This window comes from Caulobacter segnis (assembly GCF_031454995.1).
Classification (GTDB): domain Bacteria; phylum Pseudomonadota; class Alphaproteobacteria; order Caulobacterales; family Caulobacteraceae; genus Caulobacter; species Caulobacter segnis_E.
Window position 1 is genome coordinate 602,126 of the sequence record NZ_JAVDRV010000001.1, and the last position, 14,106, is coordinate 616,231.

14 protein-coding genes are annotated in these 14,106 nt (G+C 68.2%); 7 read left to right on the top strand and 7 right to left on the bottom strand.

The window, feature by feature from the left end; translation table 11 throughout:
- The first annotated feature begins 62 nt into the window (after positions 1 to 62).
- Together lspA and J2728_RS02890 are read left to right on the top strand one after the other, a co-directional pair.
- Positions 63 to 560, top strand: coding sequence for a signal peptidase II (lspA, locus tag J2728_RS02885; RefSeq protein ID WP_309996082.1), 498 nt, complete (start codon positions 63 to 65; stop codon positions 558 to 560).
- A gap of 112 nt (positions 561 to 672) precedes the next feature.
- The gene (locus J2728_RS02890) at positions 673 to 1,242 is read left to right on the top strand and encodes a DUF3035 domain-containing protein (protein ID WP_309996085.1); all 570 of its coding nucleotides are present in this window, start codon (positions 673 to 675) and stop codon (positions 1,240 to 1,242) included.
- 80 nt (positions 1,243 to 1,322) lie between these two features.
- On the opposite strand, the gene J2728_RS02895 is transcribed toward J2728_RS02890, so the two are convergent.
- Together J2728_RS02895 and J2728_RS02900 are read right to left on the bottom strand one after the other, a co-directional pair.
- Positions 1,323 to 2,267, bottom strand: coding sequence for a TraB/GumN family protein (locus J2728_RS02895; RefSeq protein WP_309996088.1), 945 nt, complete (start codon positions 2,265 to 2,267; stop codon positions 1,323 to 1,325).
- Positions 2,268 to 2,325: 58 nt separating this feature from the next.
- Complete coding sequence (locus J2728_RS02900) at positions 2,326 to 3,348, bottom strand: TraB/GumN family protein (RefSeq protein WP_309996090.1); 1,023 nt, start codon at positions 3,346 to 3,348, stop codon at positions 2,326 to 2,328.
- Between the two features lie 152 nt (positions 3,349 to 3,500).
- Between J2728_RS02900 and mutL the strand changes: the two genes are divergently transcribed.
- Positions 3,501 to 5,429 carry a DNA mismatch repair endonuclease MutL gene (mutL, locus tag J2728_RS02905; protein ID WP_309996093.1) on the top strand — a complete coding sequence of 643 codons (1,929 nt, stop codon included), beginning with the start codon at positions 3,501 to 3,503 and terminating at the stop codon, positions 5,427 to 5,429.
- Positions 5,430 to 5,437: 8 nt separating this feature from the next.
- Here mutL and J2728_RS02910 read toward each other — a convergent pair whose 3' ends face one another.
- From J2728_RS02910 to J2728_RS02920, 3 genes are all read right to left on the bottom strand, one after another.
- Entirely contained in the window at positions 5,438 to 6,676 is a 1,239-nt protein-coding gene (locus J2728_RS02910; RefSeq protein WP_309996096.1) for a hypothetical protein, read from the bottom strand.
- 171 nt (positions 6,677 to 6,847) lie between these two features.
- Positions 6,848 to 8,002 carry a hypothetical protein gene (locus J2728_RS02915; protein ID WP_309996099.1) on the bottom strand — a complete coding sequence of 385 codons (1,155 nt, stop codon included), beginning with the start codon at positions 8,000 to 8,002 and terminating at the stop codon, positions 6,848 to 6,850.
- A gap of 82 nt (positions 8,003 to 8,084) precedes the next feature.
- Positions 8,085 to 8,678: a GNAT family N-acetyltransferase gene (locus J2728_RS02920; protein WP_309996102.1), complete on the bottom strand. Its 594-nt coding sequence runs from the start codon at positions 8,676 to 8,678 to the stop codon at positions 8,085 to 8,087.
- Between the two features lie 156 nt (positions 8,679 to 8,834).
- Here J2728_RS02920 and J2728_RS02925 point away from each other — a divergent pair, with 156 nt between their 5' ends.
- Complete coding sequence (locus tag J2728_RS02925) at positions 8,835 to 10,139, top strand: acyl-CoA dehydrogenase family protein (RefSeq protein WP_309996105.1); 1,305 nt, start codon at positions 8,835 to 8,837, stop codon at positions 10,137 to 10,139.
- Between the two features lie 182 nt (positions 10,140 to 10,321).
- Positions 10,322 to 10,861 carry a methylated-DNA--[protein]-cysteine S-methyltransferase gene (locus J2728_RS02930; RefSeq protein ID WP_309996107.1) on the top strand — a complete coding sequence of 180 codons (540 nt, stop codon included), beginning with the start codon at positions 10,322 to 10,324 and terminating at the stop codon, positions 10,859 to 10,861.
- Here J2728_RS02930 and J2728_RS02935 read toward each other — a convergent pair.
- Positions 10,831 to 11,256 carry a DUF4345 family protein gene (locus tag J2728_RS02935; RefSeq protein ID WP_309996110.1) on the bottom strand — a complete coding sequence of 142 codons (426 nt, stop codon included), beginning with the start codon at positions 11,254 to 11,256 and terminating at the stop codon, positions 10,831 to 10,833. The genes J2728_RS02930 and J2728_RS02935 overlap by 31 nt on opposite strands.
- A 21-nt stretch (positions 11,257 to 11,277) precedes the next feature.
- On the bottom strand, positions 11,278 to 11,688 hold the full coding sequence (locus J2728_RS02940; RefSeq protein ID WP_309996113.1) for a VOC family protein: 411 nt from the start codon (positions 11,686 to 11,688) through the stop codon (positions 11,278 to 11,280).
- Positions 11,689 to 11,864: 176 nt separating this feature from the next.
- Here J2728_RS02940 and groES point away from each other — a divergent pair, with 176 nt between their 5' ends.
- Together groES and groL are read left to right on the top strand one after the other, a co-directional pair.
- On the top strand, positions 11,865 to 12,155 hold the full coding sequence (gene groES / locus J2728_RS02945) for a co-chaperone GroES (protein ID WP_013080760.1): 291 nt from the start codon (positions 11,865 to 11,867) through the stop codon (positions 12,153 to 12,155).
- Between the two features lie 57 nt (positions 12,156 to 12,212).
- Positions 12,213 to 13,856 carry a chaperonin GroEL gene (gene groL / locus J2728_RS02950; protein WP_309996123.1) on the top strand — a complete coding sequence of 548 codons (1,644 nt, stop codon included), beginning with the start codon at positions 12,213 to 12,215 and terminating at the stop codon, positions 13,854 to 13,856.
- Positions 13,857 to 14,106: the final 250 nt, after the last annotated feature.

Sequence of the window (14,106 nt, forward strand, 5' to 3'; positions counted from 1 at the left end):
GCCTTCGCGGCGGGTCCCTCCTCTCCCGATGGGAGAGGATTTCGAAGAGGGGATGACCAGCTTTGAAAATCACCCGCCTCGGCTGGACCGCCTACGCGATCGCCGCCGCCGTCCTGGTGCTGGACCAGCTTTCCAAGCTCTGGATCCTGGGCTTCCTGGGCCGCGAGCAAGGCGCCAGCGTCCCGTTGCTGGGGCCGCTGCACCTGACCATGGTCCATAACTACGGCATGAGCTTCGGCTTGCTGAAGAACAGCGATTGGGGCCGCTGGCTGCTGATCGGCTTCTCGGTCGTGGTGGTGATCGGCCTGGCGATCTGGGCGCGCAAGGCGACCAAGCTTCTCCCGGCCCTGGGGATCGGCATGATCATCGGCGGGGCGATCGGCAACAACCTGATCGACCGGGTGCTGTACGGCTATGTCGTCGACTTCATCGACGTCTCGCGGCTCTATTTCCCCTGGGTGTTCAACGTCGCCGACTCGGGTATCTCGATCGGGGTGGCGCTGCTGCTGCTGGACAGCTTCCTCTCCGAGGAGAGCAAACAGTCGCACCGGACGGAGTAGTTTTGGCCGATTGCCGCCGCAATCGCGTGGGACATTGGCACCCGCGCGAGGATGTCGTATCGAGAGCGTCCGAATTTTGGGCCGGGGGTCGGCTCTGCTGGAGCATGGTTTGATGAGTTTCAACCGGGTCGCCGCTGTTAGCGCCCTGACCGTCGTGGCCGCGATCGGCCTGGCTGGCTGCACCTCGACCAAGAAGGCCCTGGGGATGGACAAGGTCGTCCCCGACGAATTCCGCGTGGTCAGCAAGGCCCCGCTGGTGGTTCCGCCGGACTATTCGCTGCGTCCGCCGGCGCCCGGCGAGCCGCGCCCGCAGGAGCTGCAGCCCGAAAGCGCGGCCCGCGCCGCCCTGATCGGTCAGAGCAACGCCGCCGGCCGCTCGGAAGGCGAGAAGCTGCTGGTCGCCCGCGCTGGCTCCGACAAGGCCGACCCGCTGATCCGCTTCGTCGTCGACGACGAGACCGGCGACCTGGCCCACAAGGACGAGAGCTTCGCCAGCAAGGTGATGTTCTGGAAGAAGGGTCAGAAGACCACCAACGTGACGACGGCGGCCGAGGCCGGCGCCAACGCCCCGATGGAAGTCGACGCCGCCGCCGAGGAGGCTCGCCTCAAGAAGCTGGTGGGCGATGGCGGCGTGGTCATCAGCCGCGAGAAGAAGGGCGGCATCAAGCTGCCGGGCCTCTAAGGCCGGACTTCAATCAAGACACGAACGGCCCGGAGCCTCGCGGTTCCGGGCCGTTCTTCGTTTTGGGGCTTCGCGGGGTCCTAGCCCTCCCCCGGCGTCCGCACCGTGATCCCCCGCGCCCGCAGCTTGTCCAGCACCCCGTTTTCGGCGACCAGGGCGCGCAGGGGGAAGTAGGCGACCGCGTGGCCGGGGGTCTTCAGCAGGTTCGTCAGGCCCTCGACCTCGTCATCGACCAGTTGGCGCTTGAGATCCGCCACGCCCGGCAGCAACAGCTCGCATCGCTCGGCGCCGCGCGGGCCGGCCAGGGCGTCCTTGACCCGGCCTTGCGACCAAGCCTCGGCGGCGGCGCGGATCGGCGCGGCCCCCGCCTCGACCGCGTCGAGCGTCTCGTCCAGGCAAGTCAGCCCCGCTGCCTCGCCGTGCTCGCGCACCACGGCCTTCAGCATCGGCATGGCCTTGTGGGTCGCCGCCGGCCGCGCCTTCACGCGCTTCTCGCGGGCGAGTTCCGCGATGTCCTTGTCCGGCCGCGAGGTCTGGAGCTTGGCCTGGGCGCTGGCCTTTCCGTTCAGTTGGAGCGCGACGAGCAGCGGCTTCCACTTGCGCCAGCCGTCGGCGTGCTTGGGATCGACGGCGGTCCAGGCGCGCTGGGTCCGCGCCGCCAGCGCCGGGGACCGCGCCGCCCATTCGCCATCGTCCTTGAGGCTGTTGCGTAGCCTCAGCATGGCCGGAATGTCGGTCAGGCCCGCCCGCCAGACGGGCGGCGTCAGCAAGGCGAAGGCGCCGTCCAGGCGGCGCTCCAGCACCGACCGGTCCCACGGCTGGCCCTTGGGCAGCGCGCTCGGCACGCCCAGCACATAGATCGTCGTGTCGCCGTCGGAGACCCGCCACCAGGCCGGGCCAGGCAGCTTGGCGCTGACCACCAGCGCCTCGACCACATTGGCCTGAGGATCATCGATCGCCTGGGCGTGGGCCGAAGATCCCATGACCGCCGCGCCCAAGGCCAAGCCCGTCAGGACTGCTCGCATCGCCCCCTCCCCGTGTCGCGGCTCAACCCTCGCGGGACCGTGTGGCGGAAGCTTGACCTTATTCGGGCGCTGTCACGGTGAAGCCCTTGGCGCGCAGGCGATCCAGCACCCCGCCTTCGGCCAGCAGCGAGCGCAGCTCGATGACCGCCACGGCCTTGCCGGGTTTCTTGAGCGCCGACGTGATCGCGCCGACCGCATCGTCCTGACCGTCCTTGAACTGGCGCGCGATCCAGGGCGTGGAGGCCAGGCATCGCTGATAGCCGCGCTCGGCCGCAACGACCTGACGCACCTGGCCCTCGGCCCATTGGTCGGCGGTCTCGCGGACGCTGGCCAAGCCGTTCTCGGCCTCCTTCAGGCCAGCGTCGAGGCACAGCTCCTGCAGGGGCTGGGGCGCCTCGGCCAGCGACTTGACCATGCCGATCAGGTCGTAGTCGCCCAGCTTCTTCACCCGAGGCTGGACCGCGACCTCCTTGCTCTTGGCCAGGTCGCGGATCTTGTTGGTCAGGTCGCCCACGGTGATCGAGACGCCGCCGCCCCGCTCGTTGGCGATGACGAAGCCCGCCAGCGCCGGCTTCATGTCGTCGTGCTCGTCGAGCGCCTTGCCGCGGGCCTTCAGTTGCTTCTCCAGCCGCGCGCGCAGATCGGGCGGGAGGGTCTCGCGCATCGGCCTGTCCACCTTGAACTGCTTGCCGCGCCCGGGGATCAGGGACAGCAGGCTCAAGATCCTGACCTCCGGCTCCTGGCCGATGATCAGGATGTTGGCGCCGTCCAGGCGGCGGCGCAGCACCGACGTGTCGAAGTCCAGCTTTCGAGGGGTGAAGGCCGGCATGCCCATCACATAGACGGTGGTGTCGGCGTCCGAGACCTTCCACCAGGCCGGACCGGGCAGACGGGCGTTGACGATCAACTCCTCGACCAGGTTGGCCTGGCTGTCGACCGGCGTCAGGTCCACGGGCTTGGTTTGGTGGATCGAGACCTCGTTCCTGCCCCCCATCTGGGCCCGAGGGACCTGAGCCAAGGCCGAACCGCCGCACAACAACGAAAGCGCCAGGCCGGCGGCGGCGAAACGGATCGGCGTCACTATCTGTCTTCCTCGAACGATGGCGGAATCGAGCTAAGTTCCCGATCTTCCTCTGGTTGGCCGATCGGCTTTCGTTCGGCAACTTAAGGAGTTGCAATGTCGGCGCCCCGCCTCACGCGTGGTCGCCGGCCTGCTTCGTGAAAGTCCGCTTGATGCCCATCCGCCGCCTGCCGCCCGAGACCGTCAACCGCATCGCCGCCGGCGAGGTGGTCGAGCGGCCCGCCAGCGCCATCAAGGAGCTGGTCGACAACGCCATCGACGCGGGCGCCACGCGGATCGAGGTCGAGGCCCACGGCGGCGGCCTGACCCGCATCCTGGTCGCCGACGACGGCTGCGGCCTGTCGGCCGAGGAGCTGCCGGTGGCGATCGAGCGCCACGCGACCTCCAAGCTGGCGCCGGACGAAGACGGCCTGTGGGACCTCCTGCGCATCCACACCATGGGCTTCCGGGGCGAGGCCCTGCCGTCGATCGGCTCGGTGGCGCGGCTTTCGATCAGCTCGCGCGCCAAGGGCGAGAAGGACGCCTTCTCGATCCTGGTCGAGGGCGGCCAGGTCGGCGACGTCGCCCCCGCCGCCTTCCCGGGCCCGCACGGCGCGCGGATCGAGGTGCGGGATCTGTTCTACGCGACACCAGCCCGTCTCAAGTTCATGAAATCCGAGCGCGCCGAGGCCCTGGCGATCACCGAGGAGATCAAGCGCCAGGCCATGGCCAACGAGAGCGTCGGCTTCTCGCTGGACATCGACGGCCGCCGGGTGCTGCGCCTGCCCCCCGAGCATCCCGGACCGCAAGGACGGCTGGCGCGTCTGGCCGCCGTGCTGGGCCGCGAGTTCCAGGAGAACGCCCTGGAGATCGACCAGGTCCGCGACGGCGTTCGGCTGTCGGGCTTCGCGGGCCTGCCGACCTACAACCGCGGCAACGCCGCCCACCAGTACCTGTTCGTCAATGGCCGGCCGGTGCGCGACCGCCTGCTGCAAGGCGCCCTGCGCGCGGCCTATGCCGACTTTTTGGCGAGGGACCGCCACCCGACGGCGGCGCTGTATGTGACGCTCGACACCAGCGAGGTCGACGTCAACGTCCACCCCGCCAAGGCCGAGGTGCGCTTCCGCGATCCGGCCCTGGTGCGCGGCCTGATCGTCGGCGCCCTGCGCCACGCCCTGGCCGGCGCGGGCCACCGCGCCTCGACCACGGTCGCGGCCCAGGCCCTGGACAGCATCCGCGCCCAGCAGAGCCCGTTCCCGGGCTATCAACCCGGCCCTTCGCCCGCCGGCTTCTCGGCCTGGCGCGAGGGCGGCTGGACGCCGCCAACGCAGCGGCCCCTAAACATGCAAAGCATGGACTTGCCGGGGCTGAACGAGGTGTCGGCCAGGGTCGAGCCGAGCTACTCGCCTGGTTTTGGGGGAGAGTTGGCCAAGGTGGCGCGCGAGGCCTACGCGTCGGCCGCTTTCGAGGATCGTCCGATCACGGACTATCACTCAGGCGCCGCGCCCTTCGACCCGGTGGACTACCCGCTTGGCGCGGCTCGGGCCCAGGTGCACGAGACCTATATCGTCGCCCAGACCCGCGACGGCATGGTCATCGTCGACCAGCACGCCGCCCACGAGCGCCTGGTCTATGAACGGATGAAGGGCGAGATGGCGGCCGGCGGCGTGGCGCGCCAGACGCTGCTGCTGCCCGAGGTCGTGGACCTCGATCCCGCCGAGGCCGAGCGCGTCGTCGCCCGCGCCGAGGAGTTGGCGAGCCTTGGCCTGGTCATCGAAAGCTTCGGCCCCGGCGCGGTTCTGGTGCGCGAGACGCCGGCCCTGCTGGGCAAGACCGACGCCGCGGGCCTGGTGCGCGACATCGCCGATGATTTGGCCGAGAACGGCGCGGCCCTGGCGCTGAAGGAGCGGCTGGAGGAGGTCTGCTCGACCATGGCCTGCCACGGCAGCGTCCGCGCCGGCCGCCGCCTGAACGGGGCCGAGATGAACGCCCTGCTGCGCGAGATGGAGGCCACGCCTCACTCGGGCCAGTGCAACCACGGTCGCCCGACCTATGTCGAGCTGAAGCTAGCCGACATCGAGAAGCTGTTCGGACGACGCTAAACCGCGCCCTACCCCAGGGCGATCGGCGCGCCCTCGGCGGCGGCGATCGGCTTGTCGAGCAAGGTGGTGATCGCGGGCCCTTGGACGCGGGTGAGCCCCCCGGCGCGGCACGCCTCGAGCTCGGCCCGCGTGGCCACCCCGGCGACGCCCTGCATCACGCCCTTGCCTTCGTAGGTGTTCTTGCGTTCGGCGAACCGCTGGATCGTGCTCATCCGGTCGAATTCGGTCTCGCCGGTCAGCAGCAGGGTGACGCTGTCGATCAGCTCCGGCGGCAGACCGTGGATCGGGAAGGTGGCGTCATCGACGCGCAGATCCATGAAGGCGAAGCTGCCCTTCAGGAAGGCGCGCATCTGCTGCAGCATGCCCAGCGAGGCCTCGCGCGGCGTGCCGTAGATGGTGGCGACCAGACGCGGCTGCTGGTCCAGCGGATAGCGCGACAGACGGCTCTTATAGGCGTCCTGGGACGACGGCGTCGTCAGGTTCCAGAAGCCAAACGGCACCAGGATTTCGCCGAAGGTCGCCGCCTTCAGCGCGGCCTGCGCGTCGGTCAGACAGATCAGATCGCGCTTGAGGAGCTTGTCGTCGTCCTCTGGCGCCGGCTGCAGCAGGTCGGCGCGCATGCCGATCAGGGAGGCCACGAAGGCGTTGGCGGAGAGGTCATAGACGCCCCACCAGCCCGTCTGGGGCGGCGGAGGCGGCGGAGGCGGCGGTGGCGCCTTGGGCGCGACGGACGCCTTCGCGGCCTGGGCTGGCTTGTCGGCCAGCGGCGTTTCCGCGACCTGCCCGGACGCCGCCTTTTCGGCCGCCAGGGCCTTGGCCTCCTCGTGCGTGCTGGGCACCGACTCGACCGCGTCGACGGTGATCACGTGGACCCGACCGGCGGCGCCGCCATAGCCCTTGCCGGCGACGAGGCCCGCCAGCTCCTTCTGGGACAGACTGGCGAACTTCAGAACCGCCGTCTCGTCGCCCTGGAAGGTCATCAGGCAGACTTGCCCGCCGTCCCCGCCAGGAAACAGCACCTGCTCAAGCTCGCCGGCCAGGGCCTGCATCTCGGCGGGATCCAGCGTCTCCACGCGATTGTCCGCCAGCACGAAGGCAAGCGGAGCCACCGCGCCGCACTTGCGGGGCGCGCGCCATCGCGCCTTGAGAAAGGCGTCGGCCACGGCCTGCGCCTTCGACTTGGGCACTTCGCCGGGCTGGCTCTCGCCGGCGTTGAACAGGATTCGGAGGCAGGCGATGGCCGTCATGACTGCAACATTAGGTAGGAATCCTCGCCAATTCGTTGAGGAGTCCGGCGAAACGGGGGAGAGCCCGTCGGGTCTGGAGAGAACAATCCCAACCCCACGAACAGGCTCTGGCTCATATACGCGGGGCGGCGGCCGGGCGGCGCGTTGGCCCCCACGCGCCTCTCCGCGGCCCTACACGGCCAGCGGAAGCTCATCGATCGGCGCCTCCTGCTCGGCCACCGGGGCGGCGAACAGGCCGCTAATGAAGGGACCCTTGACCGTATTGGCGCCCATGCGCCGCGCCAGCTCCAGTTCGCGCGCGTTGCGCACGCCAGCCAGGCCTTGGCGCAGGCGGCGCGCGGCGTAGACCTTCCGGTCGGACAGGAAGCGATGGACCTTCCGCAGGCGGGCCTTCTCGTCGTCGCCCTCCAACTGCAAGACCACGCCGTGCGCCAAACCCTCGGGCACGGCCTGACAGTAGAAACCGGGGTCAAGGACCCTCAGGTCGACACGGGCGAAGTTGGGTAGGACCAGGTCACGCAGAGGCGCGATCGCCGAGAATGGCAGGTCGCGCGGCACCTCGTAGATCACGGCCGCCATCCGCTCGCGGACGCTGGGCGAGAGAGCGGTGAAGCGCGCCTGATAGGCTTCGCGGATGCCCGCGCGGACCACGCTCCACATCCGCACCCCGACCCAGGCCTTGAGACCATGATCGGCCTCCAGCGCCGTCACGGCGCGATCGAAGGCCAGCAGATCGTGCTCGGCGAACTCGGCGTCGTCCTGCGGCTCCGGCGCGCCGGGCTTGCGCGCGACCATGATCTCGGAACTCTCGAACTTCTGGCCGCCCAGGTTGTAGACGCCGCGCCAGCCCAGTTGGATCGGGATCGGCGCCTCGACCTTGGGCTTGGCCGCGACCACGCGCGGCGTCGAACCCCAGGGCGCCAGCTCGGCGACGCCATCGCCGCGGATAACGCGCGTGCGGCCCTCGGGCGGCGGCGGCTTGCCCCCACGCATGGCCAGCAGCTCTTCCTCGGTCAGGGTGGAGAACTTGAGGACCTGCTCCTCATCGCCCTCGAAGGTGAGCATGCAAAGATCGTCGCGCCCTTGGGTGCCGAACAGCCGCAACTGCAGCTCCTGGGCCATGCCGCGCAGTTCGTCGCCGTCCAGATAGTCGGTGTGCGGATCGACCAGCACATAGGCACCGGGCGCCACGCGGCCATGGCGCCTTGGAGGCGGCCAATGGGCGTCGATATAGGCGGAGGAAATCTTGTCGATCTTCGCCGGAGTCACGCCTTCGACGGCCGACTCGCGCGCGCCGTGCTCAATGCAGATTCGAAGACATGCCATCCCGCCCATACGACGGAATTTATACCGTCTAGTATTGAGAATTGCTTCTCGTAACTAACGGCGCGACAACTCGCCACAGACCTTAGACGAATGCCTCGGACAACCTGAAATCCAGGCGCTGGCGGACGCCCGGCCAGTCGTAATCGGTGATCGAAAAGATGGCCGTGTCGCGGACGTATCCCGTCCAGGTGATCTTGTGATTCCGCAGGACGCCTTCCTTGGTCGCGCCCAGTTTCTGGATGGCCGCCTGGCTGCGCGCGTTGCGCACGTCGGTGACCAGCTCGACCCGGATCGCGCCGCGGTCGAAGGCATGGCCCAACATCAGGCGCTTGCTCTCCGGATTGACCGGGCCCGAGCGCGCCTCCGGATTGAGGAAGGTCGCGCCGATCTCGAGACCGCAGTGGACGCGGCGGATGTTCAGGTAGCTGGACGTACCGACCACCTTGCCATCGGATAGGCGACGGACGGCGAAGCCGATGCGCTCGCCCCGATCCGTCTCACCCTGAAGCGCGCCCCAGAAGTCGTCGAAGCCTTCGCCGCAGCCGTTGACGGACATGATCTCCCAGCTCTCGGGATCGCAGTCGATGGCGGCCTTCAGCTCGTCGCGGTGATCGACGGTGACGGGTTCGAGCCGGACGTGGCGGCCCTGCAGGATTTCAGCGGTCAGGTTCAGCATGTCGCCGTTGTCCGACAGGCGCGGGCCGATGACAACCCGCCGCCCAACAACTTAAGCCATCGCGCGCCGACCTGCCCGCTTGCCGCGCGCGGCATGCCGGTCTACAAATGCTTCAAACAAGTGTTTGAGACAAGCCGAGCGGGCAGAGGGAACGCCATGGACTTCGACATCTCCCCCAAGCAACGGGTCTTCCTGGATCGCGTCACCGCGTTCATGGACGAGCACGTCTATCCGGCGATCCCGGCCTACGAGGCCGAGATGAACGTCCTGGGCGCCGAGCGCTGGAAGGTCGTCCAGGTGCTGGAAGAGCTGAAGAAGAAGGCCAAGGCCGAGGGGCTGTGGAACTTCTTCATGCCGCCGCATAGCGGCCAGACCCATGTCGACGACACCTTCCAGTTCGAAGGCGAGCAGCTGACGAACCTGGAATACAGCCTGATCGCCGAGCACATGGGCAAGGTCGGCTTCGCGTCGGAGGTCTTCAACTGCTCCGCGCCCGACACCGGCAACATGGAGGTGCTGATGCGCTACGGCACGCTGGCGCAGAAGGAGCGCTGGCTGCGCCCGCTGATGAACGGCCAGATCCGCTCGGCCTTCCTGATGACCGAGCCGGCCGTGGCCAGCTCCGACGCCACCAACATCGAGACCCGCATCGAGCGCGACGGCGACCACTATGTGATCAACGGCCGCAAGTGGTGGAGCTCGGGCGTCGGCGATCCGCGCTGCAAGGTGGCGATCGTGATGGGCAAGACCGATCCGACCGCCTCGCCCCACAGCCAGCAGAGCCAGGTCCTGGTGCCGCTGGACGCGCCGGGGATCGAGATCGTCCGCATGCTGCCGGTGTTCGGTTATGACGACGCCCCGCACGGCCACGCCGAGGTGATCCTCAAGGACGTCCGCGTGCCGGTCGAGGAAGCCCTGCTGCTGGGCGAGGGCCGCGGCTTCGAGATCGCCCAGGGGCGCCTCGGTCCCGGCCGCATCCACCACTGCATGCGCACCATCGGCGCGGCCGAGGTGGCGCTGGAGAAGATGATCAAGCGCCTGATGACCCGCAAGGCGTTCGGCAAGTACCTGTCCGACCACTCGGTCTGGGAGCAGCGCATCGCCGAGGCCCGTATCGACATCGAGATGTGCCGCCTGCTGTGCCTGAAGGCCGCCGACATGATGGACAAGGCCGGCAACAAGTCGGCTCGCCTCGAGATCGCGATGATCAAGGTCGCGGCCCCGCGCATCGCCCTGAAGGTCATCGACGACGCCATCCAGGCCCATGGCGGCGGCGGCGTCACCACCGACTTTGGCCTCGCCAAGCTCTATGCCGGCATCCGCACCCTGCGCCTGGCGGACGGTCCCGACGAGGTCCACTGCCGCACCATCGCCCGCATGGAAATGTCCAAGTACGGCGACCTGGCCTACAAGCAGAAGGCCGAACGCGACGCGGCCCTGCACGTGCCGGGGATTCGGTAGGCGCGGGCCCAAATCCTCCCCCTAGCGGGGGAGGTGTCGGCTCGAAGAGACGACGGAGGGGGAAGAAACCGGATAGCCCGCTCTTCCCCCTCCGGCCTTCGGCCCCCTCCCCCACGGGGGGAGGATTATCCGACCGCAAAATCCGGGCGGACAGCCTCGTCGCGCGAGGCGATCATCGCCTCATGACCCGCCCCATTCGCCTGTTCCTCGACCGCGCCCCCTCGCCGATCGGCGAGCTGCTGATCGTCACCGACGAGACCGGCCTGCTGCGCGCCGTCGACTTCCACGACTTCGAGCCCCGGCTGCGTCGGCTGCTTGGCCTGCACTATGGCGGCCTTCCTCTAGAGGCCGGCGCGGCGCCGCCCGAGACCCGGGCCGCCTTCGCCCGCTACTTCGCCGGCGAGCTCTCCGCCCTGTCCGCTCTGGCCTGGGACACCGGCGGCACGCCGTTCCAGCGCGCGGTCTGGCGGGCCTTGGCCGCCATCCCGCCGGGTGAAACCGTCACCTATTCCGAGCTCGCCCGCCGCGTGGAGCGCCCCGCGGCGATCCGCGCCGTCGGAGCCGCCAACGGCGCCAATCCGCTCAGCCTCGTCGCGCCCTGCCACCGGGTGATCGGGATGAGCGGCGCGCTCACCGGCTATGCTGGCGGCGTCGAGCGCAAGCGCTGGCTGCTGGCCCACGAGGGCGTGCTTCAGGCCAGGCCGGCGCCCCGGGCGACATAGCGGCCGACGGTGAAGAACGGCAGGCTCAGCGTGATCCCGATCAAGGCGTTGAAGACGATCGAGCCGGCGTTGAAGCGGCCCGCCGAGCCATCGATGGCCGCCGAAAGCGCTCGCGCCGCCGCCGCGCCCAGCCAGCCGACCGCCAGCACCATGGCCATGGCCGCGCCCAACCTGGGCTGATAGCCAAGATAAAGCGCCGCGATCCCGTGCGAGGCGATCAGCATGCCGCCGAACGCGCGGCCCTCGGCGAACAGCGGCGACTTCGGCGTCTCCTCGTCGGCCAGCCCGGCCAGCCCCAGCATCGTCTGCGGCCTTGCCAGGATCATGCCGCCCAGGGCGCCGCCGATGATACAAGCCACCACCGCCAGGAACAGGGACAGGACGTAGCTGGACATCGGCTCTCCTTGGACGCCCGGTCAGGCTGGCGCGTGACAGACGGCCTCGACGTTTCGACCGTCCGGGTCAAGAACGAAAGCGGCATAATAATTGGGATGATAGTGAGGCCGAACGCCCGGCGCGCCATTGTCGGTCCCGCCCGCGGCCAGGGCCGCGGCGTGGAACGCGTCGACCTGCGCGCGGTCGGACGCTCGGACGGCGATGTGCATGGGCCCCGTCGGGGCGGCGCCGTCCGTGATCCAGAGATACGGCTTTCCCGCTGGGAGATCGGGTCTCCCCGCCGTCCCGCCATAACCGATGTGCGCCGAGCCGCCGGTTTCCGCGGCGCTCACGCTCATCACCTCGGCGATGCCCAAGGGGGCGAACGCGGCGTCGTAGAAGGCCTTCGAGATCTGGAGATCCCGCACCGTCACGCCCATATGGTCGATCATAAAAGCCACTCCCGTTCACGACGGCGAAAAAAACTTCACCCTAGGCGTTCTTGACTCCCCGGAGGGCGGCGCCTAACTGACGCTCGTCGTTAGCACTCGGAGGGAGCGACTGCTAACAGCACCGCTCCCCCTGCCGACGAAGCCTTTAAATCAAACCGTTCCGACGGAGAACCACAATGAAATTTCGTCCCCTGGGCGACCGCGTCCTCGTGAAGCGCGTCGAAGAAGAGACCAAGACCAAGGGCGGGATCATCATCCCCGACACGGCGAAGGAAAAGCCGCAAGAAGGCGAAGTCGTCGCGGTCGGCCCGGGCGCTCGCAATGACAAGGGCGAAGTCGTCGCCCTGGACGTCAAGGCTGGCGACCGCATCCTGTTCGGCAAGTGGTCGGGCACCGAAGTGAAGGTCGACGGTCAGGACCTCCTGATCATGAAGGAAAGCGACGTCCTGGGCGTGGTCGAGGCCTAAGGCCTCCCCGCTCCCGCGCTTTCTCTCAGCTAACCTCTTTCCAGAAAGGCACCGAAAATGGCCGCCAAAGACGTCTATTTCTCCTCCGACGCGCGCGACAAGATGCTGCGCGGCGTCAACATCCTCGCCAACGCGGTGAAGGTGACCCTGGGCCCCAAGGGCCGCAACGTCGTCATCGAAAAGTCGTTCGGCGCTCCGCGCACGACCAAGGACGGCGTCTCGGTCGCCAAGGAAATCGAACTGGCTGACAAGTTCGAGAACCTCGGCGCGCAGATGATCCGCGAAGTCGCCTCGAAGACCAACGACAAGGCCGGCGACGGCACCACGACCGCCACGGTCCTGGCCCAAGCCATCGTCCAGGAAGGCCTCAAGTCGGTCGCCGCCGGCATGAACCCGATGGACCTGAAGCGCGGTATCGACAAGGCCGTCCTGGTCGCCGTCGAGGAAATCAAGAAGTCCTCGAAGAAGGTCACCACCAACGCCGAAATCGCCCAGGTCGGCACCATCTCGGCCAACGGCGACAAGGAAGTCGGCGAGATGATCGCCAAGGCGATGGACAAGGTCGGCAACGAGGGCGTCATCACCGTCGAAGAAGCCAAGACCGCCGAGACCGAACTCGACGTCGTCGAAGGCATGCAGTTCGACCGCGGCTACCTGTCGCCGTACTTCATCACCAACGCCGACAAGATGGAAGTTCAGCTGGAAGAGCCGCTGATCCTCCTGTTCGAAAAGAAGCTGTCGTCGCTGCAGCCGCTGCTGCCGGTGCTGGAAGCCGTCGTCCAGTCGGGCCGTCCGCTGCTGATCATCGCCGAGGACGTCGAAGGCGAGGCCCTGGCCACGCTGGTCGTCAACAAGCTGCGTGGCGGCCTGCGCGTCGCCGCCGTCAAGGCTCCGGGCTTCGGTGACCGCCGCAAGGCCATGCTGGAAGACATCGCGATCCTGACCGGCGCTCAAGTCGTCAGCGAAGACCTCGGCATCAAGCTCGAGAGCGTCTCGCTCGACATGCTGGGCCGCGCCAAGAAGGTCTCGATCACCAAGGACGACACCACGATCGTGGACGGCGTCGGTGAGAAGGAAGCGATCGAAGCGCGCATCAGCCAGATCAAGCGCCAGATCGAAGACACCACCTCGGACTATGACAAGGAAAAGCTGCAAGAGCGTCTGGCCAAGCTGGCCGGCGGCGTCGCGGTCATCCGCGTCGGCGGCTCGACCGAAGTCGAAGTGAAGGAAAAGAAGGACCGCGTTGACGACGCCCTGAACGCGACCCGCGCGGCCGCCGACGAAGGCATCGTCCCGGGCGGCGGCACGGCTCTGCTGAAGGCCTCCAAGGCCCTGGCTGGCCTGACCGGCGACAACGACGACCAAACCGCCGGCATCGCGATCGTCCGTCGCGCCCTGCAGGCTCCGATCCGCCAGATCGCCGAGAACGCCGGCGTCGAAGGCTCGATCGTGGTCGGCAAGATCCTGGAAAACGACAGCAGCTCGTTCGGCTTCAACGCCCAGACCGAGCAGTATGTCGACCTGGTCGTCGACGGCGTCATCGACCCGGCCAAGGTGGTTCGCACCGCCCTGCAGAACGCCGCTTCGGTGGCGGGCCTGATGATCACGACGGAAGCCGCGATCGTCGAAGCCCCCAAGAAGGGCGGCGGCGCTCCGGCCGGCGGCGGCATGCCGGGCGGCATGGGCGACATGGACTTCTAAAACTGTCATCCCGGCCCACGGAGGGACCGCGCAGCGGTCCCGAAGGCCGAGCCGGGACCAGTTCGAAGTGCTGATCGAGGGCGGGGCCGAAAGACTCCGCCCTTTTTCTATCCACCGCCTATCCACCGGAATCCTTGGTGAATGCGAAAACGCACGCATCCAATCGCCCCCATCGGCGTTAGGCTACGGCTTCGCTAGCATGGAGGCCGTGATGTCGTTCGTGCGTGAGTACCCCGCCCCGCGTCGCAGA

What these genes read in the sequence shown, in the direction of transcription:
- groL (WP_309996123.1), top strand. Translation starts at nt 12,213, where the DNA reads ATGGCCGCCAAAGACGTCTATTTCTCCTCCGACGCGCGCGACAAGATG.
- J2728_RS02935 (WP_309996110.1), bottom strand. Translation starts at nt 11,256, where the DNA reads ATGTCCAGCTACGTCCTGTCCCTGTTCCTGGCGGTGGTGGCTTGTATC.
- J2728_RS02920 (WP_309996102.1), bottom strand. Translation starts at nt 8,678, where the DNA reads ATGCTGAACCTGACCGCTGAAATCCTGCAGGGCCGCCACGTCCGGCTC.
- J2728_RS02915 (WP_309996099.1), bottom strand. Translation starts at nt 8,002, where the DNA reads ATGGCATGTCTTCGAATCTGCATTGAGCACGGCGCGCGCGAGTCGGCC.
- groES (WP_013080760.1), top strand. Translation starts at nt 11,865, where the DNA reads ATGAAATTTCGTCCCCTGGGCGACCGCGTCCTCGTGAAGCGCGTCGAA.
- mutL (WP_309996093.1), top strand. Translation starts at nt 3,501, where the DNA reads ATGCCCATCCGCCGCCTGCCGCCCGAGACCGTCAACCGCATCGCCGCC.
- J2728_RS02930 (WP_309996107.1), top strand. Translation starts at nt 10,322, where the DNA reads ATGACCCGCCCCATTCGCCTGTTCCTCGACCGCGCCCCCTCGCCGATC.
- J2728_RS02910 (WP_309996096.1), bottom strand. Translation starts at nt 6,676, where the DNA reads ATGACGGCCATCGCCTGCCTCCGAATCCTGTTCAACGCCGGCGAGAGC.
- J2728_RS02940 (WP_309996113.1), bottom strand. Translation starts at nt 11,688, where the DNA reads ATGATCGACCATATGGGCGTGACGGTGCGGGATCTCCAGATCTCGAAG.
- J2728_RS02890 (WP_309996085.1), top strand. Translation starts at nt 673, where the DNA reads ATGAGTTTCAACCGGGTCGCCGCTGTTAGCGCCCTGACCGTCGTGGCC.
- J2728_RS02895 (WP_309996088.1), bottom strand. Translation starts at nt 2,267, where the DNA reads ATGCGAGCAGTCCTGACGGGCTTGGCCTTGGGCGCGGCGGTCATGGGA.
- J2728_RS02925 (WP_309996105.1), top strand. Translation starts at nt 8,835, where the DNA reads ATGGACTTCGACATCTCCCCCAAGCAACGGGTCTTCCTGGATCGCGTC.